Here is a 17,870-nt window from a genome sequence, read left to right on the forward strand (position 1 = left end):
TCAGCTCCGTGTACGTCTTGTTCAACGCCCGGACCGCATCATGCGCCGCCTCGTAAGATTCTGACGATTTGAGGCCATCCCCGCTCGAACATCTTCCTGCCCCCTATTGCCGCTGTGCTTATCAATCCGAATGGAACAGCTGCTCCCCATCTGAGTCATTAATCCGAATGTCTCAGCTTCTGTTCGCTAGTCGGCCCCCTTCGGGCGGATCGTAGACGATAATATAACTGCTGCGATGAGGGCTTGCTTCTGTGGCGATCTCCGCCTCATCATCAAACGTAACTACGATTCTGCTCATGTTTTCCCGTATGCGGTCATCATTGACCTTGAGCATTACATAGGAAAATCTCCCATGAGCACCGATCACCTCTACCGGCTTCTCTCTTCTTTTATGTGTGGTCAGCGTCTTGGCATACTCTGTTTTCCCGTTTCTGTTGTAGATACTATATGAACCGATATAGATTCCTTTTTCAAAAAAGATAAGAGCGGCCGGTTTCTCCCGGTCATTTAACCGCTTCTCCACCAATACTGTGATTTCCTCGGCCGCCACGATATCCCGAATCCGAGACTCCGTTATTCCTCGTACCTGTCTTTTTCGATAAAATCCACGATGGTGACAATCGAGTAGCACGCGATAATAATGATAGCCAACCGAATCGCGATTGTTGAATTCATGTCGAGTGACAGGACCTCCCTTGCATAAGGATAGGAAAGTCGGTGAAACAGCGGCGACTATCCCGATTGCCGCCGGAACTGGCTCTGCACCAAGCCGTGGTAGAAGCCCTGCTGCCGCAGCAGCGAGTCGTGGCTTCCCTGCTCGATGATGCATCCGTCCTCCAGCACGAGGATGCAGTCCGCCTGCTGAATCGTATTGAGGCGGTGCGCGATGACGATGCTCGTTCGCCCCTCCATCAGCCGGTACAGCGCCTCCTGTATCTTCATCTCCGTAATCGTGTCGATGCTGCTGGTCGCTTCGTCCAGGATGAGAATCGCCGGATCCGCCAGCACCGCCCGCGCGATCGACAACAGCTGCTTTTGGCCCTGACTGATGCCGCTGCCGTCCTGGCTCAGCTCCGTCTCGTACCCCTGCGGCAGCTTCATAATGAATGAATGGGCATTCGCCAGCCGCGCGGCCTGCTCGACCTCCTCGTCGGCGGCGTCCAGCCGCCCATAGCGGATATTGTCGCGAATGGTGCCCTGGAACAGGAAGGAATCCTGCAGTACGAAGCCCATATGGCTGCGCAGATTTTTGCGGTCTATGGTGGACAGCTCGACGCCGTCAAGATAGATCTGGCCGCTGTCATAGTCATAGAAGCGGCTGAGCAGTTGGGTAATCGTCGTCTTGCCCGCTCCGGTCGGTCCGACCAGGGCAATCGCCTGGCCAGGCTCCGCCCGGAAGGAGACGTCCCTCAAGGTGCGACCTTCCTTCTCGTAGGCGAACGAGACATCCACGAACTCGATCTCGCCTCGCACCCGCTCCAGCCGGATCGCATCCCGCTCATCCTGTCCCTCCTCGCGCTCCTCCAGCACTTCAAATACCCGCTCGGCCCCGGCAATGGCGGACAGAAACGTATTGAACTGGTTCGCCAGATCGTTCAGCGGCCGGGTGAATTGCCGCGCGTACTCGGAGAAGGTCACGATGACCCCGATCGAGATGAGCCCCTGGATCGCCAGCACGCCGCCCGCTCCGGCGATGATGGCGAAGCTCATATTGTTCAGCACGTTCATCAGCTTCGGAATGAAGCCCGAATATGTCTGGGCCCAGTACCCGGAAGCCTTCAAGCGTTCGCTCTTCTCGGCGAACTCCTGAATGACCTTCTGCTCCTGCGAGAAGCTCTTCACGATCTTCTGCCCCGAGAATGTCTCCTCGATGAAACCGTTAATATCCCCGAGATTGCGCTGCTGCTCCTTGAAGAAGCGTCCGGTCCGCCGCGTAATCCATCTCATGCCGAGGAACATAAGCGGCACGATTGTCAACGTGATCAGCGTCAGCAGCGGGCTCAGCCACAGCATAAGCGTTAGCATGCCGACGAAGGTCAGAATGCTGGAGGACAGCTGAATGAACGAGCTGTTCAGCGTCTGGCTCACATTGTCGATATCGTTCGTAATCCGGCTCATCAGCTCGCCATGCTGCCGCTTCGTATAGAACTGGACCGGCAGCGTGTGGAGCTTCCCGAACAGATCGGAGCGCATGGCGTAGACCGCCTTCTGCGCCACGCCGATCATCCAGTAGTTCTGCAGGAAGAGAGCGGCCGAATACAGCAAGTACACGACGCCGAGCAGGACGAGGAGCAGCAGGAAGTTGCCGCCTTCCTGCGTCTTGATATAATGGTCGATCGCATACCCGACCAGGAAGGGACCGAGCAAGCCAAGCCCGGACGTCAGCAATACCATAAGGAAAATAAGGGCCAGCAATCCTGTGTGGCCGGACATGTAACGCCATATGCGGATCAGCGTGCCTGACCAGTCCTTGGCCCGCGGCTTCTTCTTCGAAGGGCCGCCGGCCGCCGCTCCGCCTCCGGCCCGGTCGGCAGCAGCCATGCCGGGCTTCTCCGGCAGCTTCAGCCTCAGCATGGAATCCCCTCCCCTCGCTCGAACTGGGACTGCACGATGCGCCGATACAGGTCGCTGCGGCGCATCAGATCGTCATGGCTTCCCTGATCCAATATGCGTCCGTCATCGACAAGAATAACGGCATCCGCCTGGAGGGCCGTGCTGATTTTCTGCGTAATAATCAATGTCGTGCAAGGAGAAGCCCCCAATGCCTCCAGCAGCCGGGCCTCGGTCTTCACATCCAGCGCGCTCGTGCTGTCATCCAGCAGGAGCAGCTTCGGCTTCCGGATCAGCGCGCGGGCAATCGACAGCCGCTGCTTCTGTCCGCCGGACAGATTGATCCCCTTCTGCCCGAGCATCGTGTCATATTGGCGGGGAAGCTTCATAATCGTCTCATGAATCTGGGCGCGTTGTGCCGCCTCCCGGACCTCATTATCGGTGGCATCCTGCTTGCCCCAGCGGATATTGTCCTGCACCGTGCCGCTGAACAGCATGACCTCCTGCGGCACATAACCAATGTGGCGGCGGAGCTGATCCATCGTCATAGAACGAACATCCATCCCGTCCAGCAGGACGCGTCCCTTGCTGACATCGTACAGCCGGGGAATCAGCTGGAACAGGGATGATTTCCCGGAGCCGGTCGCGCCCATTATCGCTATCGTCTCCCCCGGCCGCACCGTGAACGACACGTCCTGCAGCACAGGGGCCTCGGTATCCGGATAGCGGAAGGTGACGTGCTGGAATTCTACGCGGCCTTCGCTAATCGCCGCATCCGGATCGGCATCGGCCGCATCCGTCACATCCACCTCGCTCTGCAGCACCTCGGTTATCCGCTGGGCGGACGCCTTGGCGCGCGACAGATTCATCATAATCATGGAGACCATCGACAGTGCTCCCGTAATCCGTGTCGTGTAATTGACGATCGCCACGACTTCGCCGAGGTCGGTGCTGCCGCTCTGTACGCCTAGCCCGCCATACCACAGCACGAACAGAATGCTGCCGTTCATCAGCACCAGGAGGAGCGGAACTGTGAACTCTATCAGGCGCAGCGCGGCGACCGTCCGATCCATCAGCTGCCCGTTCGCCTCCTCGAACCGTTCGACTTCATGCTTGTCTCGCACGAACGCCTTGATGAGCCGCATGCCGAACAGGTTCTCCCGCAGCACCCCATTTACCCGGTCCAGACGGTCCTGGACCGAGCGGAACAGCAGGAACGCCTTGTTCATCAGCCAGACGAGCAAGATGAACAGCACCGGCGTGACGACGGCCAGAATCAGCGCCAGCCTGAAGTTGACCAGCAGCGCCATCACGAGGCCGCCAATCATCATCAGCGGCGCCCTCATCATGATGCGCAATCCCATGAACACGACGTTCTGCATCGTCGTCACGTCCGACGTCACCCGCGTAATCAGCGTCGCCGTCGGGAAGCGGCTGAAATTGGCAAACGAGAAGGACTGAATCTTCCCGAACAGGTGCTTCCGGATGTCATAGCCGAAGTTCTGGCTGACATGCGCCGCATAGTACGAGTTGACGATGCCGCATACGAAGCCGAACAGCGCCAAGCCGCCCATCAGCCCTCCCCACTTCACAACCGCGGGAAGATGATGGGCGACAATCCCTTCATTAATAATTCGAGCCATGACAAGCGGGAGCCACAAATCCACGGCTAGCTCCATCAGCATGAGCGCCAGCGCGAAGCTCAACGGTCCCCGATAGGGCCGAAGAAATGATAGTATTCTCCTCATTCACACTCTCCTTCCCCAAGCCAGGGCGGAACCGCCATGCTGCGCAAGGCAGTCCTGAACCTGTCCCTCGCCCGGAGATAAATCGATTATTCGGTATCCCGTCTGCCGGCGAAGCGCTTCCATCGCAGCAACTGACAGGCCTTCACCGAGGCCTGCCAACACCTTCCGATCCCGATGAAGCCGCCATACCGGGCGCAGGATGATGCCCGCATGCCGCACAGCCGTGTCCGGGCACAAGTTGTGCACTTAGGTTTAATTCATTCTAGCATAGATCCGGAATTTAGCTCGCCAATATGTGAAGGATTGCATATGATTGGGTTAGATTTTCACTTGATGCAGTTGGAGGATTGGACCAACGACCGCCGGCGGTAGCGGCGGGGCCATCGTACCCCGCTTGACCAGCCGCATGATGGACGCCTTCGGCGTATCCGGGGCACAGTGGCTGCTGATGTCCTTCATGGGCCTGCTATGTAAGAGAAATCAAAAATTGCGACTCGGTATACAACGCCTATATTACGGTCACGAAGGAACACGCGCTGCGGAAGGCGAAGCGTCTGGAGAACAAATGGAACCGCAGCAAGAAGGCCGGGATGCTGTTCGGGCTACCGCTGTCTGGCGGAAATGGGGGCCGACGTGCGTACGATACTGGAATCGTCGCTCGAAAGTACGTCCCTCCAGTACATTACCGCGCTGCACAGGAAGGAAGAGTATACGAAGGCGTTCACCTGGATATTCAAGCAGGTCGACGTGCTGGCCGCGCCGACGCTCCCGATTCCGCCGCGCCGCATTGGGGTCGCTCCCTCACGTTCGGCTCCTATACCGAAAACATCTTCGATGCGATGACCCGTTATACGAAGATTTTCAATATGACCGGGATGCCGGCCCTCACTCTGCCTTGCGGCATTGCAGAGCAGGAGCGGCTTCCGGTCGGATTGCAGCTCATCGCCAATCATCACCGGGAGTAACGCCTGATCCGATCCGGCTCTACGTATGAGCAGAGCGAGCTGGGCGGCTATTATGTCAAGCGGGACCGAATCATCTCCGGAACTTGCAGTTCCTGAGTATGATCCCCTGCATGCGCAACATCCCCGGTCCAACGATGGACCGGGGATGAATAATTAACCGCGGCGAATCAGCAGCCGGTAGCAGCCGGCCGCCCCAAGCCCGCAGCAGGCGATGACGATGCCCATCGGCACGGCTGTGTCGCTTCCTGCGATACCAACGAGCGGCGCCGCCGCCGAGCCGGCGATGAAGGGCAGCAAGCCGAGCATGGCCGAGGCGCTGCCGGCCGTCTTGCCCTGGTTCTGCATCGCGAGGGAGAAGCCGGCGGTATTGACTACCCCTGTGCTGGATACCGACACGAAGAGCGGAAGCAGAACCGACCAGAGCGGCCCGTGCAGCAGAATCGCGACAAGAAGCGCGAGGCCCCCGCCGCAGGACAGGAACAGCCCCGCGATGAACAGCCGCATCTCGCCATAGCGCGCAGCCAGCCGTCCCGTAATCTGGGTGGCCACGATAAGGCCGAACCCGTTGAGCGCAAAGAACAGGCTGAACGCTTGGGGCGATGCGCCATAAATATTTTGCAGCACGAACGGCGAACCGGAGATATAGCTGAACATGGCGGCAGAGACCAGCCCCTGCGTGCAGGCATATCCCATAAATTCCTTATCCTTCGCCAGTCCCCCGAAGGTGGACAAGGTCGTCCTGACGCCGCCGGACGAGCGCCGATCCTGCGGATGCGTCTCCGCCAGCCCGAAGTAAGCCGCAGCGATCATAAGCAGGCCCAGTGCACCGAGCACCGTGAATACGCCATGCCATGACGTATATTTGAGCAGCTGGCTGCCGATGATTGGGGCGGCGATCGGCGCCAGTCCATTAATGAGCATGAGCAGCGAGAAAAACTTCGTCAGCTCCGATCCGGAATACAGATCGCGCACCATTGCCCGCGCGATGACGATCCCGCCTGCGCCGGCCATGCCCTGCAGGAAGCGCAGGGCGATCAAGCCCCACATCGAAGGAACGATAGCGCACAAGAAAGAGACGATGGCGTACACCGTCAAGGACACCAGCAGAGGGCCGCGGCGGCCCCGCGCGTCACTGAGCGGCCCCATGACCAATTGGCCGAGGGCCAGGCCAAGCAGGCACGCGGTCAGGCTGAGCTGGGTCAAGGAGGTGCTTGCCTGCAGATCGGCGGCGAGCATCGGCAGCGACGGCAAATACATATCAATCGATAGCGGTCCGATCGCCGTCATCGAGCCGAGCACGATCGCGATCGCGAGTCTCCGCTTGTGCGGAGCCGCCGCCACGGAAGTATTCAGATTTGTTCCAGGATTCATGTATGACAACCTTTCTCAATAAAATTGCAATTGTAACAATTATAGTTACAACTTGTAAGGGAATCAAGACTTGAATATTTCATATTTTGCATATAGAATCCATTGTATTCTTGAGCCCCGTCTGGCGGAGGAACGGTTATCGGCCGCTCTGGCGGGCGCTCCAACCGATCGTGAGCAGCAGGAACCCGGGAACTTCGTGGCGAAAAAAATATAAATAATGAATAGAACGATTGGAGGGACAGCCATACATGAAAGCATTCCGAATCACCGAGGAACGGGTTCAGGACGATATCTACGTATCGCAAGCCGAGACCGCGGATACCGAAGCAATTATGTCCTTGCTGCACCGCACAGCCGCCTGGCTGCACAGCAAAGGCTCAACGCAATGGAATGAGCTGCTGCAGGGCGTTGATGTTCACGGGATGGCAGACTCCATCGCCAAGGGAGACGTATTCGTCTTCAAGCGCGGCAGTGACCCGGCCGCCGTCATCATCCTGCTTCAGCAGCCAAGCGCCTGGGACAGGGAGCTATGGAGCAGTCTGGGCGACAAGGGCGAAGCGGGCCATGGCGAGTCCATTTATTTGCATCGCCTGGCGATCGACCGCGCCTTCGCAGGCAGCCAGCTGGGACATGCGGTGCTCCACTGGGTCGAGACCGGCATCCGCTTCCCGGGTAAGCGGCGGCTCCGCCTGGACTGCAGGGCGGATGTTCCGGCCTTGAACGCCTTCTACCGCGCGGCGGGCTACACTTTTCAAGGCGAGATCTCGAAGGGCTATCTGCTGTTCGAGAAGGAGCTCCCCCGCAATAACATACAGAACACCCGCTAAGGGTGTTTTTCTTTGCGCTGCGGGCCAGTAAATGCGTTTTGTTGGTTTTTCCTCTATCGTTCGATATGCCGCCTTTCTCGACTGGTCGATATGACTGGTTGGGTCGGTTGTTCATATGCCGTTTATTCGCTTGTTTCGATGTATCCGTTGATTCCATTGCTTATCTGGTGCTTGTTCGGTTGTTCGAGGTAACTTGTTGGTTCGGTGTGCTCATTTGCTGCCTGTCCGGGTGTTCGATCTAACTTGTTGATTAGTTTGCTCATCTGCTGCTTTGTTCGGTTGTTCGAGGTAACTTGTTGATCCGGATTGTTCATCTACTGCTTTGTTCGGTTGTTCGAGGTAACTTGTTGGTTCGGATCGCTCATCTGCCGCTTATTCCGGGTTGTTCGATCTAACTTGTTCATTCCATTGCTCATCTACTGCTATGTTCAGTTGTTCGACATAACAACTTGTTGGTTCGGATTGTTCATCTACTGCTTTGTTCGGTTGTTCGAGGTACCTTGTTGATCCTGATTGTTCATCTACTGCTTTGTTCGATTGTTCGAGGTAACTTGTTGGTTCGGATCGCTCATCTGCCGCTTGGTCGATTGTTTGATGTAACTTGTTGATTCCATTGTTCGATGTACCTCATTGTTCGCTTGTCTGAATGTAACTAACCAGTTTGCTCGTTCTACTTGTCCAGCCTTCTGCTTTCATCCCGCTCCTCACCGCTCGCCTTCCCCAAAACTGCAGAAATACAGCATTTTCGTTTCGCATCTCGTCCGCCAAAAAAATTCCTGCAAAACTGCAGTAATTTCAGCCGTATCGCTTCAATTAGAGCAATAATCAGCCAAAATAATGGACTTTTGCAGCAATTTCGGCCAATATCGACTCATATCGCGTAAATTGCTGCACTAATGCAGGATTTCCCCGCCTCGTCATATTCATCGCCATCGCCGTGCCTTCGCCGTCGTCATCCATCATCCTCCACTTTCCCCACCGCTGCCTTCCTCCCCGCTTCCACACTCAGCCCGATAAGAACAAAGCCCCCGAGACGACTAGTCTCGAGGGCTTTCCGTACGGGGGCACAGCAACAATAACGGAGCCCCCTATATCCGCGACAACAGCGCGGGCCGATCCAGATGATACAGGTTGCGGTAGCGCGGATACCGCTCCAGCAGTTCCGCATGCGGCCCTCTCATCTCGATGCGGCCGTTCTCGATGAAGATGACTTCATCCATCTGCTCCACGCCGACGAGATGATGCGTAATCCACAGCAGCGACTTGCCCTGCAGCGCGGTGAACATCGTGGCGAGCAGAGCGCGCTCGGTCTGCGGGTCGAGCCCGACGGTCGGCTCGTCGAGAATGACGACCGGCGTATCCTGCAACAGGATGCGGGCCAAGGCGATCCGCTGCCGCTCACCGCCCGAGAAGCGCCCGCCGGTCTCCAGCATCCGCGTATCATAGCCGTCCGGCAGCGAGTCGACGAGCGTCTCCAGGCCGACTTGGCGGACGACCCGACGGATGTCCTCGTCGGAGGCATCCGGGCGGCCCAGCCGGATATTATTCGCCACCGTCGTGTCGAACAGATGCGGGCTCTGGTTCAAGACCGCAATCATTTCGGGGATATGCTCCCCATACGACGCCGCCGGGATGCCGTTCAGCAACACTTGGCCTTCGTCCGGCGCCAAGGCTCCCTGCACCAGCTTCAGCAGCGTCGATTTCCCCGCTCCGCTGCGGCCGATGACCGCGATGCGCCGTCCTTGCGGGACATCGAGCGACAAGCCGTCCAGCGTCCAGTCGGCCGTTTTGTCATAGCGGTAGCGGACCTGCTCCAGCCGGATATGCGCCTCTCCGGACGCCAGGGCCGGCCGCAGCTCCGCCTCCGCCGCAGGACGAACGGGCTGTTCGCCCGCCGGAGCGTCCAGCTTCGCGAGCCGCTCCAGTGAGTCCTGGTACTGCGGCAGCTTCTCCACCGCGTCCGATACCGGGAGAAAGCCGTCCATCAGCGGGAATACGACCAAGGTGAACGCCGCGATCAAGGTGGCGGCGATGCGCCCGTCCGCATATTGGCCCCCTGCCCAGCAGAGCATGAGCACCAGCACGGCCGCGACGACGCACTGCCCCAGCAGCATGCGAAGCCGGGCCCAGCCGTTCAGGCGGCGCTCCATGCGGGCGACGGATTGCTCGCCCTCTTCATATTCCGCCGTGAAGCGGGAAGTGCGCCCGCTAATGACCCAATCGCTCATCCCAATCACCGCATCGGTCAACCGCTGGTACAGCACGTTCCGCTCCTGCTTAATGCGGGTCTGCCAGGTGCGGGTAATCAGCAGAGACACCCAGGGCAGCACCGCGATCAGCAGGAGCAGCAGCAGGCCGATGAAGAGAGCGAACGGCAGATCGAACCAGCCGAGTGCCGCGATGCAGGCGGCATAGGCGACGAGCGCCACCGCGCCCGGGAACACGGTGCGCAAGTACACATTTTGCAGCTGCTCGATATCATCGGCCAGCGTGCTGAGCAGATCTCCCGTCCGGAAGCGGGAGCGGAGGAACAGCGCCTGCGGCTCCAGGATGCGGTACATCCGCTCGCGCATCTGGGACAATATGCGCAGCACCGCATCATGACCGACCAGACGCTCGACATAATGGACGACAGCCCGCCCGATGCCGAACGTCCGGACAAGCACGATAGGCACGTAGACGAGCAAAATATTTTCCGGCCGCAAAGCCGACTTCGAAATGAGATAGCCTGACGTGAAGGTCAAGGAGGAGGCGCACAGCACCGTCAGCACGCCCAGGGCGATAATGACAGCGAAGCGTCCGGCATAGCGCCGCATATACGGCATAATCCAGCCTTCGCGATTCATAGCGTCTCCTCCCCTTCCATGCGAATCATGTCATAGTAGGCCCCTTGCTTGGCCAGCAGCTGATCGTGGGTTCCCGTCTCCGCAACCTTGCCGTCCTGCAGGACAATAATCCAGTCCATATCAGGCATCCAGTGCAGGCGGTGCGTGGCCAGGAAGACGAGCCGATCCCGGAATAGCTCCAGCATCGTCGACTTCAGCTCATATTCGGTCTCGATGTCCAGATGCGCCGTCGGTTCATCGAGCAGCATAACCGGCCGGCTGCTCAGAAATGCCCGCGCCAGCGCAACCCGCTGCTCCTGTCCGCCGCTCAGCGAGCGGCCGCCGTTCCCGATGCGTTCATCCAACCCGTTCGGCAGCTGAACCGCCAACGGGCGCAGCCCCGCGGCAGTCATCGCCCGCTCGACTTCGTCATCGGTCGCGTCCGGAGAATAAAAGCGGACATTATCCGCCAGCGAGGAGCTGAAAATATACGGATGCTGCGGGATGTACGTCGTCTGCTTCCGCCAGTCCTCGCCGGTCAGCGACGTACGCTCCTGTCCGTCCACCCGGATCGTCCCGGCGGTCGGATGCAGGAAGCCACCGATAATATCGATCAGCGTCGACTTCCCGGCGCCGCTTGCGCCAATGATGCCGACCTTGCGGAAGCCTTGAATCTCCAGATCAATCTCCTGCAGTGAGGATGGGCCCTCCTCCTCATGCCGCATCCCGATGCCGGTTAAGCGCAGCAAGCTGTCCTGCGTCCAGGCCGGCAGCGCCTGCGAGGCAGGGACCTCCTCCGACTTCGCTCCCGCGAGGATAATGGACTGCATCGCTTCGCCCGCTTCCTTACCATCCAGCGTCGCGTGATAATCGGCCCCTACCATGCGGACCGGAAGGAAATATTCCGGCGCCAAGATAAGGATGGTCAGCGCGGTAACGAGCATCATATCCCCGTTCACGAGGCGCAGCCCAAGGCTGACCGCCACGGATGCGACGGACAGCATCGTGAAGAAGTCCAGGGAGAAGGAGGACAAGAAGGCGACGCGCAGAGTCCGCATCGTGGCCGATCGATATCTGTCGCTGACCTTGGAGACGGTGGCCCCGTGCGAGCGGCTGCGTCCGAGGAACTTGAGCGTCTCCAGACCGCGCAGCGAATCGACGAAATGATTCGACAGCTGCCGGTAAGACGCCCACTGCTTCTCTGTCTGCTTGCGCGCGGCCAGACCGACAAGAATAAGGAACGCGATGAGAATCGGCATCGTCACCGCCAGAATCAGGGCGGCGACGATATCCTGGGTCGCAATGTACGCAAGGATAAGCACCGGCGTCACTGCGGTCCCGATCATGCGGGGAAGGAACAGCTCCATATATTTGCGGAACTTCCCGACCCCTTCGAGCACAAGCGTCACTGTCGTGCCCGTTCCCTCTGTCCGGGTATGCCGCGGCCCGAGGCGGAACAGCGCCTCCAGCAGCTGGCTCCGCAGGCTTGCGCCGGTCTTCTCGGCGAATCGGTAAGCCACTTTCTGCTGCAGCAGTGCCGTCAACTGGCGCACGAGAAAAGCAAGCAGGAACAGCCCGATCTTGCCGGCTTGTTCCTGCCATGCCGCCCCGGCGAACAGGGCGGATATTGCTTCTGCCAGCCAGATGGCCAGCATAATAATAGATAGTGTGTGCACTAGGGCAATGGCGGTCAGACTGGCAAGAACCGGCTTGATCCCTTGGTAGCCGAACAGATTCTTGCCCATTAGTATTCGAGATGCTGCTTCTCGTTCACGCGCTTATGGAAGACGAAGTAGCTCCAAATCTGGTAGCCGAGCACGAATGGCAGCAAGGTTACCGCTACGATCGTCATCACTTTGAGCGAATAAGCGCCCGAAGCCGCATTATGAATCGTCAGGTCGAATGCACTGTTGATGGAGCTGATCATCACCCGCGGGAACAAGCCGATAAAGACGGATGCGATCGACAGCAATATGATGCCTCCGGTCATGCCAAACGCCCAGCCGTCCTTCTTCTGCTTCATGAAGTATCCGGCGAGCAGGAAGACGATCAGGCCGAGGACGGCCACGACAGCCAGGATGGCGCCACGAACCTCGAACACATCGGTCATGAAATAGGTCATGATAGCGAATAAGACGAGCAGAGCGGCGAGCGGAATCATCAGCTTCCGGGCGAGACGGCGTGCGCGCGCCTGCAGATCGCCCTCCGTCCGCAGCGTCGTGAACATGAGGCCGTGCACGAGGCAGAGCACCGTGACGGTAATGCCGCCTACTAATGTATAGAGATTCACCATGTCGAACAGACCGGCTTTCATCTCCATCTGCTGATCGATTGGAAGACCCTTAATCAGCCCGGCGAACACGACGCCGAACAGGAACGGAGGCAGGAGGCTGCCTACGAAAATAGCCAGATCCCATGTTTTCTTCCAACGCTCGCTGTCCACCTTGCCCCGGAATTCGAAGGCGACGCCGCGCACAATAAGCGCGAGCAGTAACGCGACGAGCGGTACATAATAGCCGCTGAACAAGGTTGCGTACCAGTTCGGGAAGGCGGCGAACATCGCCCCGCCGGCGGTCAGAAGCCAGACTTCATTGGCATCCCAGAACGGGCCAATGGAATTGATTAGCACCCGGCGCTCTCCGTCGGTTCGCGCCAGGAATTGAGTCGACATGCCAACCCCGAAGTCGAAGCCTTCGAGGAAGAAAAAGCCGACGAACAACACAGCGACAAGAACGAACCATAATTCATTGAGTGAGAGCATGACGTTCCTCCTTATCGAATGGATCGTGAGACACGTGGACAGTAACATCCTCGTTCGGTCCTTTTTTGATAACGCGTACGAATAAGTAGACTAGCACGATAGCCAACACCGTGTAAATGGTGGAGAAGGCAATCAGGGAGAACAGCACCGAGCCTCCCGATACGCTAGGCGAGATACTGTCTTCCGTCGTCATCAATCCGAATACAGTCCACGGCTGACGGCCGATCTCGGTCATAATCCAGCCCGACGTATTGGCAATGAACGGCAGCGAGATGGCATACAGCATGAAGCGCATGAACCAGGTGTTCTTCTGATCCAGCTTCTTGCGCGCCATCAGATATACGCCGTACAGGCCGAGCAGAATCATCAGCGAGCCGGCAGCAACCATGATGCGGAAGCTCCAGAAGGTCGTGCGCACCGGCGGAATATAATCGCCAGGTCCGTATGTTTGCTCATATTCAGCCTGCAGCTCCTTCATCCCACGGACTTCCCCGGAGAATTTGCTGTAGGACAGGAAGCTAAGTAAGTATGGAATCTTCACTTCCATCCGGTTCTCTTGCTTAGCCGGATCGATAGCCGCGATAACCGTCCAAGGCGCAGGGTCCGGGCTCGTCTCCCACAAGCTCTCGGCTGCCGCCATCTTCATCGGCTGCGTATGCACCAGATACTGTGCTTGCTGGTGGCCGAAGATCGCGACCAGGAACGATGAGATCAAGGCAACAATGATACCCAGCTTGAAGGATTTTTTGAAAAACTCAAAGTCTTGGCGCCGCAGCATTTTGTATGCACTGACACCCGTAATAAGGAAGGCGCCTGTCGCAAATGCACCCAGCACCGTATGCGGGAATTCCACCAGCAACTGGCCGTTCGTAATCAGCGCGAGGAAATCATTCATCTCGGCCCGGCCATTGTTAATTTCGAAGCCGACCGGGCGCTGCATGAACGAGTTGGCGGCGAGAATCCAGAAGGCGGACATCGTCGTCCCGATCGCCACAAGCCAGATGCACAGCAAGTGCACCTTCTTGCTCAGCCGCTCCCAACCGAAGATCCAGAGCCCGATGAACGTAGACTCCATGAAAAAGGCTAGCAGCGCTTCGATGGCAAGCGGTGCGCCGAACACGTCCCCGACAAAGCGGGAGTAATTCGACCAGTTCATGCCGAACTGGAATTCCTGAATGATACCGGTCACGACGCCGACGGCAAAGTTGATAAGGAACAGTTTGCCCCAGAACTTGGCCATTTTCTTATACTCTTCATTGCCCTTGACAACGTACATCGTCTCCATAATGGCGATAAGCAGCGCCAGCCCGATGGATACCGGGACGAAGAAGAAGTGAAAAATCGTCGTCGACGCAAACTGGATGCGTGATAAGATTAGCATATCCATTTTTTCGTTCCACCTTTCTTTCTTATGCGGGAGTTCAAAAAGGTCAGTTCGGTTTTCAGCGCCTTTTTGAGCATCCTCTTTTGAGGCCCTGCCGTACGCTTTGGGCAGCCGTCTTCGCCCTACGCGGATGGCATAAGCCGTTGACTGCGATACGAGGAACAGCTCGATCAATGACAAACGTTACAGGACTCAGTGTTATTTTGTCAGATGGACACGCTGGCTAATGTGATTTTTATCACATCTTATCATAATAGAATGAGCAAATTGCGAACTTTGTGCCATTGTTCACAAAAGCGTTGAAAACAAGGCTGGGGCGGAAGAGAAAAGGCATAGCTTTCCGGGTGTGGAAGTGGTTGAATTCGACTTTTTCTTTATTTATTTCCATAAAATACTATCCAAAAAACCATATAAAAAGAAGCCTTGAGAGGCCAAAGCTAATCACGGAATCAAGTTGATAAGAACACAAAAAAATAGCCGCGGGAGAGCGCGGCCAAGTCAAGTAATAAATATAACATTCTTAATCCAACGACCTAAGTTAAACTTTAGAAATTTCCACGGTCAAAATAAACATCAACGCAAAAAGGATTAACATCCATATCGCTACATTCAAATTTCTTCTGATCTCAAACATGCCAACGATCCAAAGCACGGCCGTAATCGAAACCATAACCCGGAAGTGTGAACTAGGCGTATTGCTGATCAGTCCTTGTATGGCAGGCAAAAGAACAATTCCTAGTGCTACATGATACCAAAGCGGCTTTTTGTTCATAATATCCCTCTTTGAATGCAATTGCTTCGTACTGTTTTACTTAAGTAATTTGATGGAAAGGGCACGGTCCAGGAGCCATTGTCCGTATAATTTTTGTTCTAATTCCTAGAACGTTTCCATCCAACCACCAACATCAATATCATCACACTGAATATACAATTTATGCGTTGTTGAGATCGCGCCGCCAACTATTGTTAGAGACACTTTGAATTTACCCATAGCACATGCTAATGTTCCAGAAACCCAATGTTCGCTACCAAGATCATCTACTAATGTGCCTAAATTTATATTCCAATGGGATTCTTCAGATCTTAGTGTCTCATGAACAACATGATTAGAAGGGTCATATTTGAACCATACTTGAATTTTAAAAATAGTGACCGGTAAGCCTAACAGAGTCAAAGTTTCTTGATAGACCCCATTGCTTTGTTGAAGTTGAGGGGCTGCTGCTTTTGCCTTATTGTCATAAAATTTTTCAACTGATTTACTAACAATGATATCCCCATTGTATAAAGATTTTGTCTGTCCATTTTCTAATGTCGCCAGGGCTTCTAAAGCTTCCAACTGGGCCTGAGGATTGTTCATTAACTCGATAAACCTTTGTTGCTCCCTCAGAGAAAGTTCATTAAATTTATCGAGAGATTCTTTCGCTAGATTATCATTTCGAGATTTTTCTCTTAAATACTCCTTATATTGATCCACTGAAATTTTGCGATATTCTAATGGAGAAGCGCTAGCTGAAGATAAAACAGACGCAAAAACAAACACAAACACGCACATTACTGATAAAAATTTTTTCATAACCCAACTACTCCCTTTAATAATATATACTTACATATACAACACTAGCAAATATAGGTAGTGAATATCTATAGGAATATAGTCCTGCGTTATTTTCTGGAAAAATCTATGACCAAAAGTAACTTGAAATCTATCATATTTGGCTTATCGATTCCAACAGTTGTTGTAGAGCTGCTGCCCAGTCTACGTTCCTTCCTCATCACATAGCAAATAAAACAGGCTGCCACAGGAGCGCACGTCCGTATTTTTACCGATACTGCCAAGCCAGTAAGAATATATCGCGAGAACACCATCGTGGTATGGCTGATCAGCAATCAGAAGAGCCTTGAAACTCTTTCTGCAAACCAAGCAGCGAGTTGATACACTTGAAGAAGACTTCGATGTCCCTGCCAATCGCGTAACGCAGGCTTTCATTCCGGTTCAACAGGAGCATCAAATCAACGTTGCCCAATCTTGTGTTCTAATTATTTACAACAAAACTCAATAATGGTAAAGTGGAGGTGATTGAATTTTTTGTAAATAGGAGGTTTGCTTTCCTAATGAGAAATATCTCCACAATTGAAACTTCATTGGGGGAACTTATTCATTTTAGACGACTTGAAAAGTCAATGACATTAGATCAACTATCCGACAAAGTTGGTATTCATAAAGGATATATTTCGAAACTTGAAAACGGGGCAATAAAAGTTCCTGGTTTCAGCAAAATCTTGCCGATTTCATTAGAATTAGGTATTTCTTTTCAAGACATCGTAGAGAAATATATTGAGATTAACCCAAATCCCGAAGCTTTAATGGAAATTTTAACGGAAGCCATCTCAAAATCATCACCGTCTTCATTGATTGAAAAAATCGCCAATAAATTCCTCGAATCAGAACGTGCAACAACAGAAGACTCCGTAGAGCGATTATATTCATTTACCATCGGATTAACCGACACTGCATATAAACTAACGTTACTTCAAATTATCATTGCGTTTGCTGATAGCCATAGTGTTAGGCCATTTTGGGCAAAATCGTTATTCCAGTATTACTTGTTAAAACGTGATGATTTCGAAAAATTGCGCGAAACATATGAGATAGGTAAGGAGGCCTTGCCGCATGCTCGCTTTCTCTCCCCGGAAGAACAACTTACCTTCTATTACAAGCTCGGTGCTCACGCTTACCACTTAGGAAAATACAGTGAATGCATTGACTATTGCAAAGAAGTTGTATCTCTGGAAAAGTCGGATAGTGCTTTGAAGGCATATGCGACAGATTTCATTTCCTTCTGTTATTATTTCATAGGTCAGTTTGACATGGCGGAAAAATATATCCAAATGTTAAGCAAGTTCAAATTTCCTTTTATTAAGGAAAAGATAGATTTTATGACAGCAAAATTAAACGAAAAAAAGGGGAATGTAGACTTAGCTGTTCAACAATTAGAAAAATGTTTAGAAAATCACTCCTATAAAGTAACCATAATGGATGATCTTCTTGAGTTGTATCTAAAACAAAAGAACCTAAATGCAATAGAAAAACTATTTCAATGGGAAGCCGATTTTGTGGATGTGGAACAAAATAATAATCCTGCACTTATTGCAGAATATGCGAATTATTTTGCGAAAAAGAGTGAGTATTTCGAATTAACACAAGATCACAAACAATCCTTTCACTATTTGCTAAAAAGCATTATGATGTTCATTTCTGTTGACCGATATCGTGAAGCCACTAAATGTGTCGGAATGTTAATCGACAAAATATGTAATCATGCAAATGTTCTGAATGAAGACAGTGAGATTTTAGACAAGCTTAAAATGGTAGCTGCTTATCTAAAGAGTCACAAAGATAAATTCAGAAAGGGAGATGTAGCGTGAGAAAAAAATATGT

At 54.1% G+C, this 17,870-nt stretch carries 16 protein-coding genes and 1 pseudogene; 3 read left to right on the plus strand and 14 right to left on the minus strand.

Translation table 11 applies throughout. The features are described from left to right. Nucleotides 1-172 precede the first annotated feature (172 nt). From DQX05_RS26505 to DQX05_RS31145, 5 genes are all read right to left on the minus strand, one after another. The gene (locus DQX05_RS26505; protein WP_147385234.1) at nt 173-550 is read right to left on the minus strand and encodes a hypothetical protein; all 378 of its coding nucleotides are present in this window, start codon (nt 548-550) and stop codon (nt 173-175) included. A 182-nt stretch (nt 551-732) separates the two neighbouring features. Next, nucleotides 733-2,574, minus strand: coding sequence for an ABC transporter ATP-binding protein (locus DQX05_RS26510; protein WP_119796305.1), 1,842 nt, complete (start codon nt 2,572-2,574; stop codon nt 733-735). After that, entirely contained in the window at nt 2,568-4,298 is a 1,731-nt protein-coding gene (locus tag DQX05_RS26515; protein WP_119796306.1) for an ABC transporter ATP-binding protein, read from the minus strand. The genes DQX05_RS26510 and DQX05_RS26515 overlap by 7 nt, the downstream gene beginning before the upstream one ends. After that, nucleotides 4,299-4,544: a hypothetical protein gene (locus DQX05_RS26520; protein WP_119796307.1), complete on the minus strand. Its 246-nt coding sequence runs from the start codon at nt 4,542-4,544 to the stop codon at nt 4,299-4,301. Nucleotides 4,545-4,616: 72 nt separating this feature from the next. Next, nucleotides 4,617-4,757: a hypothetical protein gene (locus tag DQX05_RS31145; RefSeq protein WP_182914913.1), complete on the minus strand. Its 141-nt coding sequence runs from the start codon at nt 4,755-4,757 to the stop codon at nt 4,617-4,619. A 174-nt stretch (nt 4,758-4,931) separates the two neighbouring features. Here DQX05_RS31145 and DQX05_RS32590 point away from each other — a divergent pair, with 174 nt between their 5' ends. Next, nucleotides 4,932-5,141 (plus strand): amidase, encoded by a 210-nt coding sequence (locus DQX05_RS32590; RefSeq protein WP_259392245.1) that lies wholly within the window; start codon nt 4,932-4,934, stop codon nt 5,139-5,141. Nucleotides 5,142-5,416: 275 nt separating this feature from the next. On the opposite strand, the gene DQX05_RS26530 is transcribed toward DQX05_RS32590, so the two are convergent. Beyond that, on the minus strand, nt 5,417-6,634 hold the full coding sequence (locus tag DQX05_RS26530) for a multidrug effflux MFS transporter (protein ID WP_119796308.1): 1,218 nt from the start codon (nt 6,632-6,634) through the stop codon (nt 5,417-5,419). Between the two features lie 248 nt (nt 6,635-6,882). Between DQX05_RS26530 and DQX05_RS26535 the strand changes: the two genes are divergently transcribed. After that, entirely contained in the window at nt 6,883-7,461 is a 579-nt protein-coding gene (locus DQX05_RS26535) for a GNAT family N-acetyltransferase (protein WP_119796309.1), read from the plus strand. Nucleotides 7,462-8,286: 825 nt separating this feature from the next. On the opposite strand, the gene DQX05_RS31155 is transcribed toward DQX05_RS26535, so the two are convergent. The 8 genes and pseudogenes from DQX05_RS31155 to DQX05_RS33470 all read right to left on the minus strand — a co-directional run. After that, nucleotides 8,287-8,424: a hypothetical protein gene (locus DQX05_RS31155; protein ID WP_182914914.1), complete on the minus strand. Its 138-nt coding sequence runs from the start codon at nt 8,422-8,424 to the stop codon at nt 8,287-8,289. Nucleotides 8,425-8,549: 125 nt separating this feature from the next. Then, entirely contained in the window at nt 8,550-10,307 is a 1,758-nt protein-coding gene (gene cydC, locus DQX05_RS26540; RefSeq protein WP_119796310.1) for a thiol reductant ABC exporter subunit CydC, read from the minus strand. Continuing rightward, entirely contained in the window at nt 10,304-12,031 is a 1,728-nt protein-coding gene (gene cydD / locus DQX05_RS26545) for a thiol reductant ABC exporter subunit CydD (protein ID WP_119796311.1), read from the minus strand. The genes cydC and cydD overlap by 4 nt, the downstream gene beginning before the upstream one ends. Beyond that, nucleotides 12,031-13,047: a cytochrome d ubiquinol oxidase subunit II gene (cydB, locus tag DQX05_RS26550; RefSeq protein ID WP_119796312.1), complete on the minus strand. Its 1,017-nt coding sequence runs from the start codon at nt 13,045-13,047 to the stop codon at nt 12,031-12,033. Before cydB ends, cydD begins: the two co-directional genes overlap by 1 nt. Next, nucleotides 13,031-14,434 carry a cytochrome ubiquinol oxidase subunit I gene (locus DQX05_RS26555; RefSeq protein ID WP_119796313.1) on the minus strand — a complete coding sequence of 468 codons (1,404 nt, stop codon included), beginning with the start codon at nt 14,432-14,434 and terminating at the stop codon, nt 13,031-13,033. The genes cydB and DQX05_RS26555 overlap by 17 nt, the downstream gene beginning before the upstream one ends. Nucleotides 14,435-14,969: 535 nt before the next feature. Next, nucleotides 14,970-15,203 (minus strand): hypothetical protein, encoded by a 234-nt coding sequence (locus DQX05_RS26560; protein ID WP_119796314.1) that lies wholly within the window; start codon nt 15,201-15,203, stop codon nt 14,970-14,972. A 105-nt stretch (nt 15,204-15,308) separates the two neighbouring features. Continuing rightward, nucleotides 15,309-16,004, minus strand: a complete 696-nt coding sequence (locus DQX05_RS26565; protein WP_119796315.1) for a hypothetical protein — start codon at nt 16,002-16,004, stop codon at nt 15,309-15,311. A gap of 136 nt (nt 16,005-16,140) precedes the next feature. Next, nucleotides 16,141-16,404 (minus strand): annotated as a pseudogene (locus DQX05_RS33470) (IS4 family transposase); the annotation flags it as partial. A 139-nt stretch (nt 16,405-16,543) separates the two neighbouring features. On the opposite strand from DQX05_RS33470, the gene DQX05_RS26575 reads away from it, so the two are divergent. Next, nucleotides 16,544-17,857, plus strand: coding sequence for a helix-turn-helix domain-containing protein (locus tag DQX05_RS26575; RefSeq protein ID WP_119796316.1), 1,314 nt, complete (start codon nt 16,544-16,546; stop codon nt 17,855-17,857). Nucleotides 17,858-17,870: the final 13 nt, after the last annotated feature.

It is taken from the genome of Paenibacillus thiaminolyticus (assembly GCF_003591545.1).
GTDB lineage: Bacteria > Bacillota > Bacilli > Paenibacillales > Paenibacillaceae > Paenibacillus_B > Paenibacillus_B thiaminolyticus_A.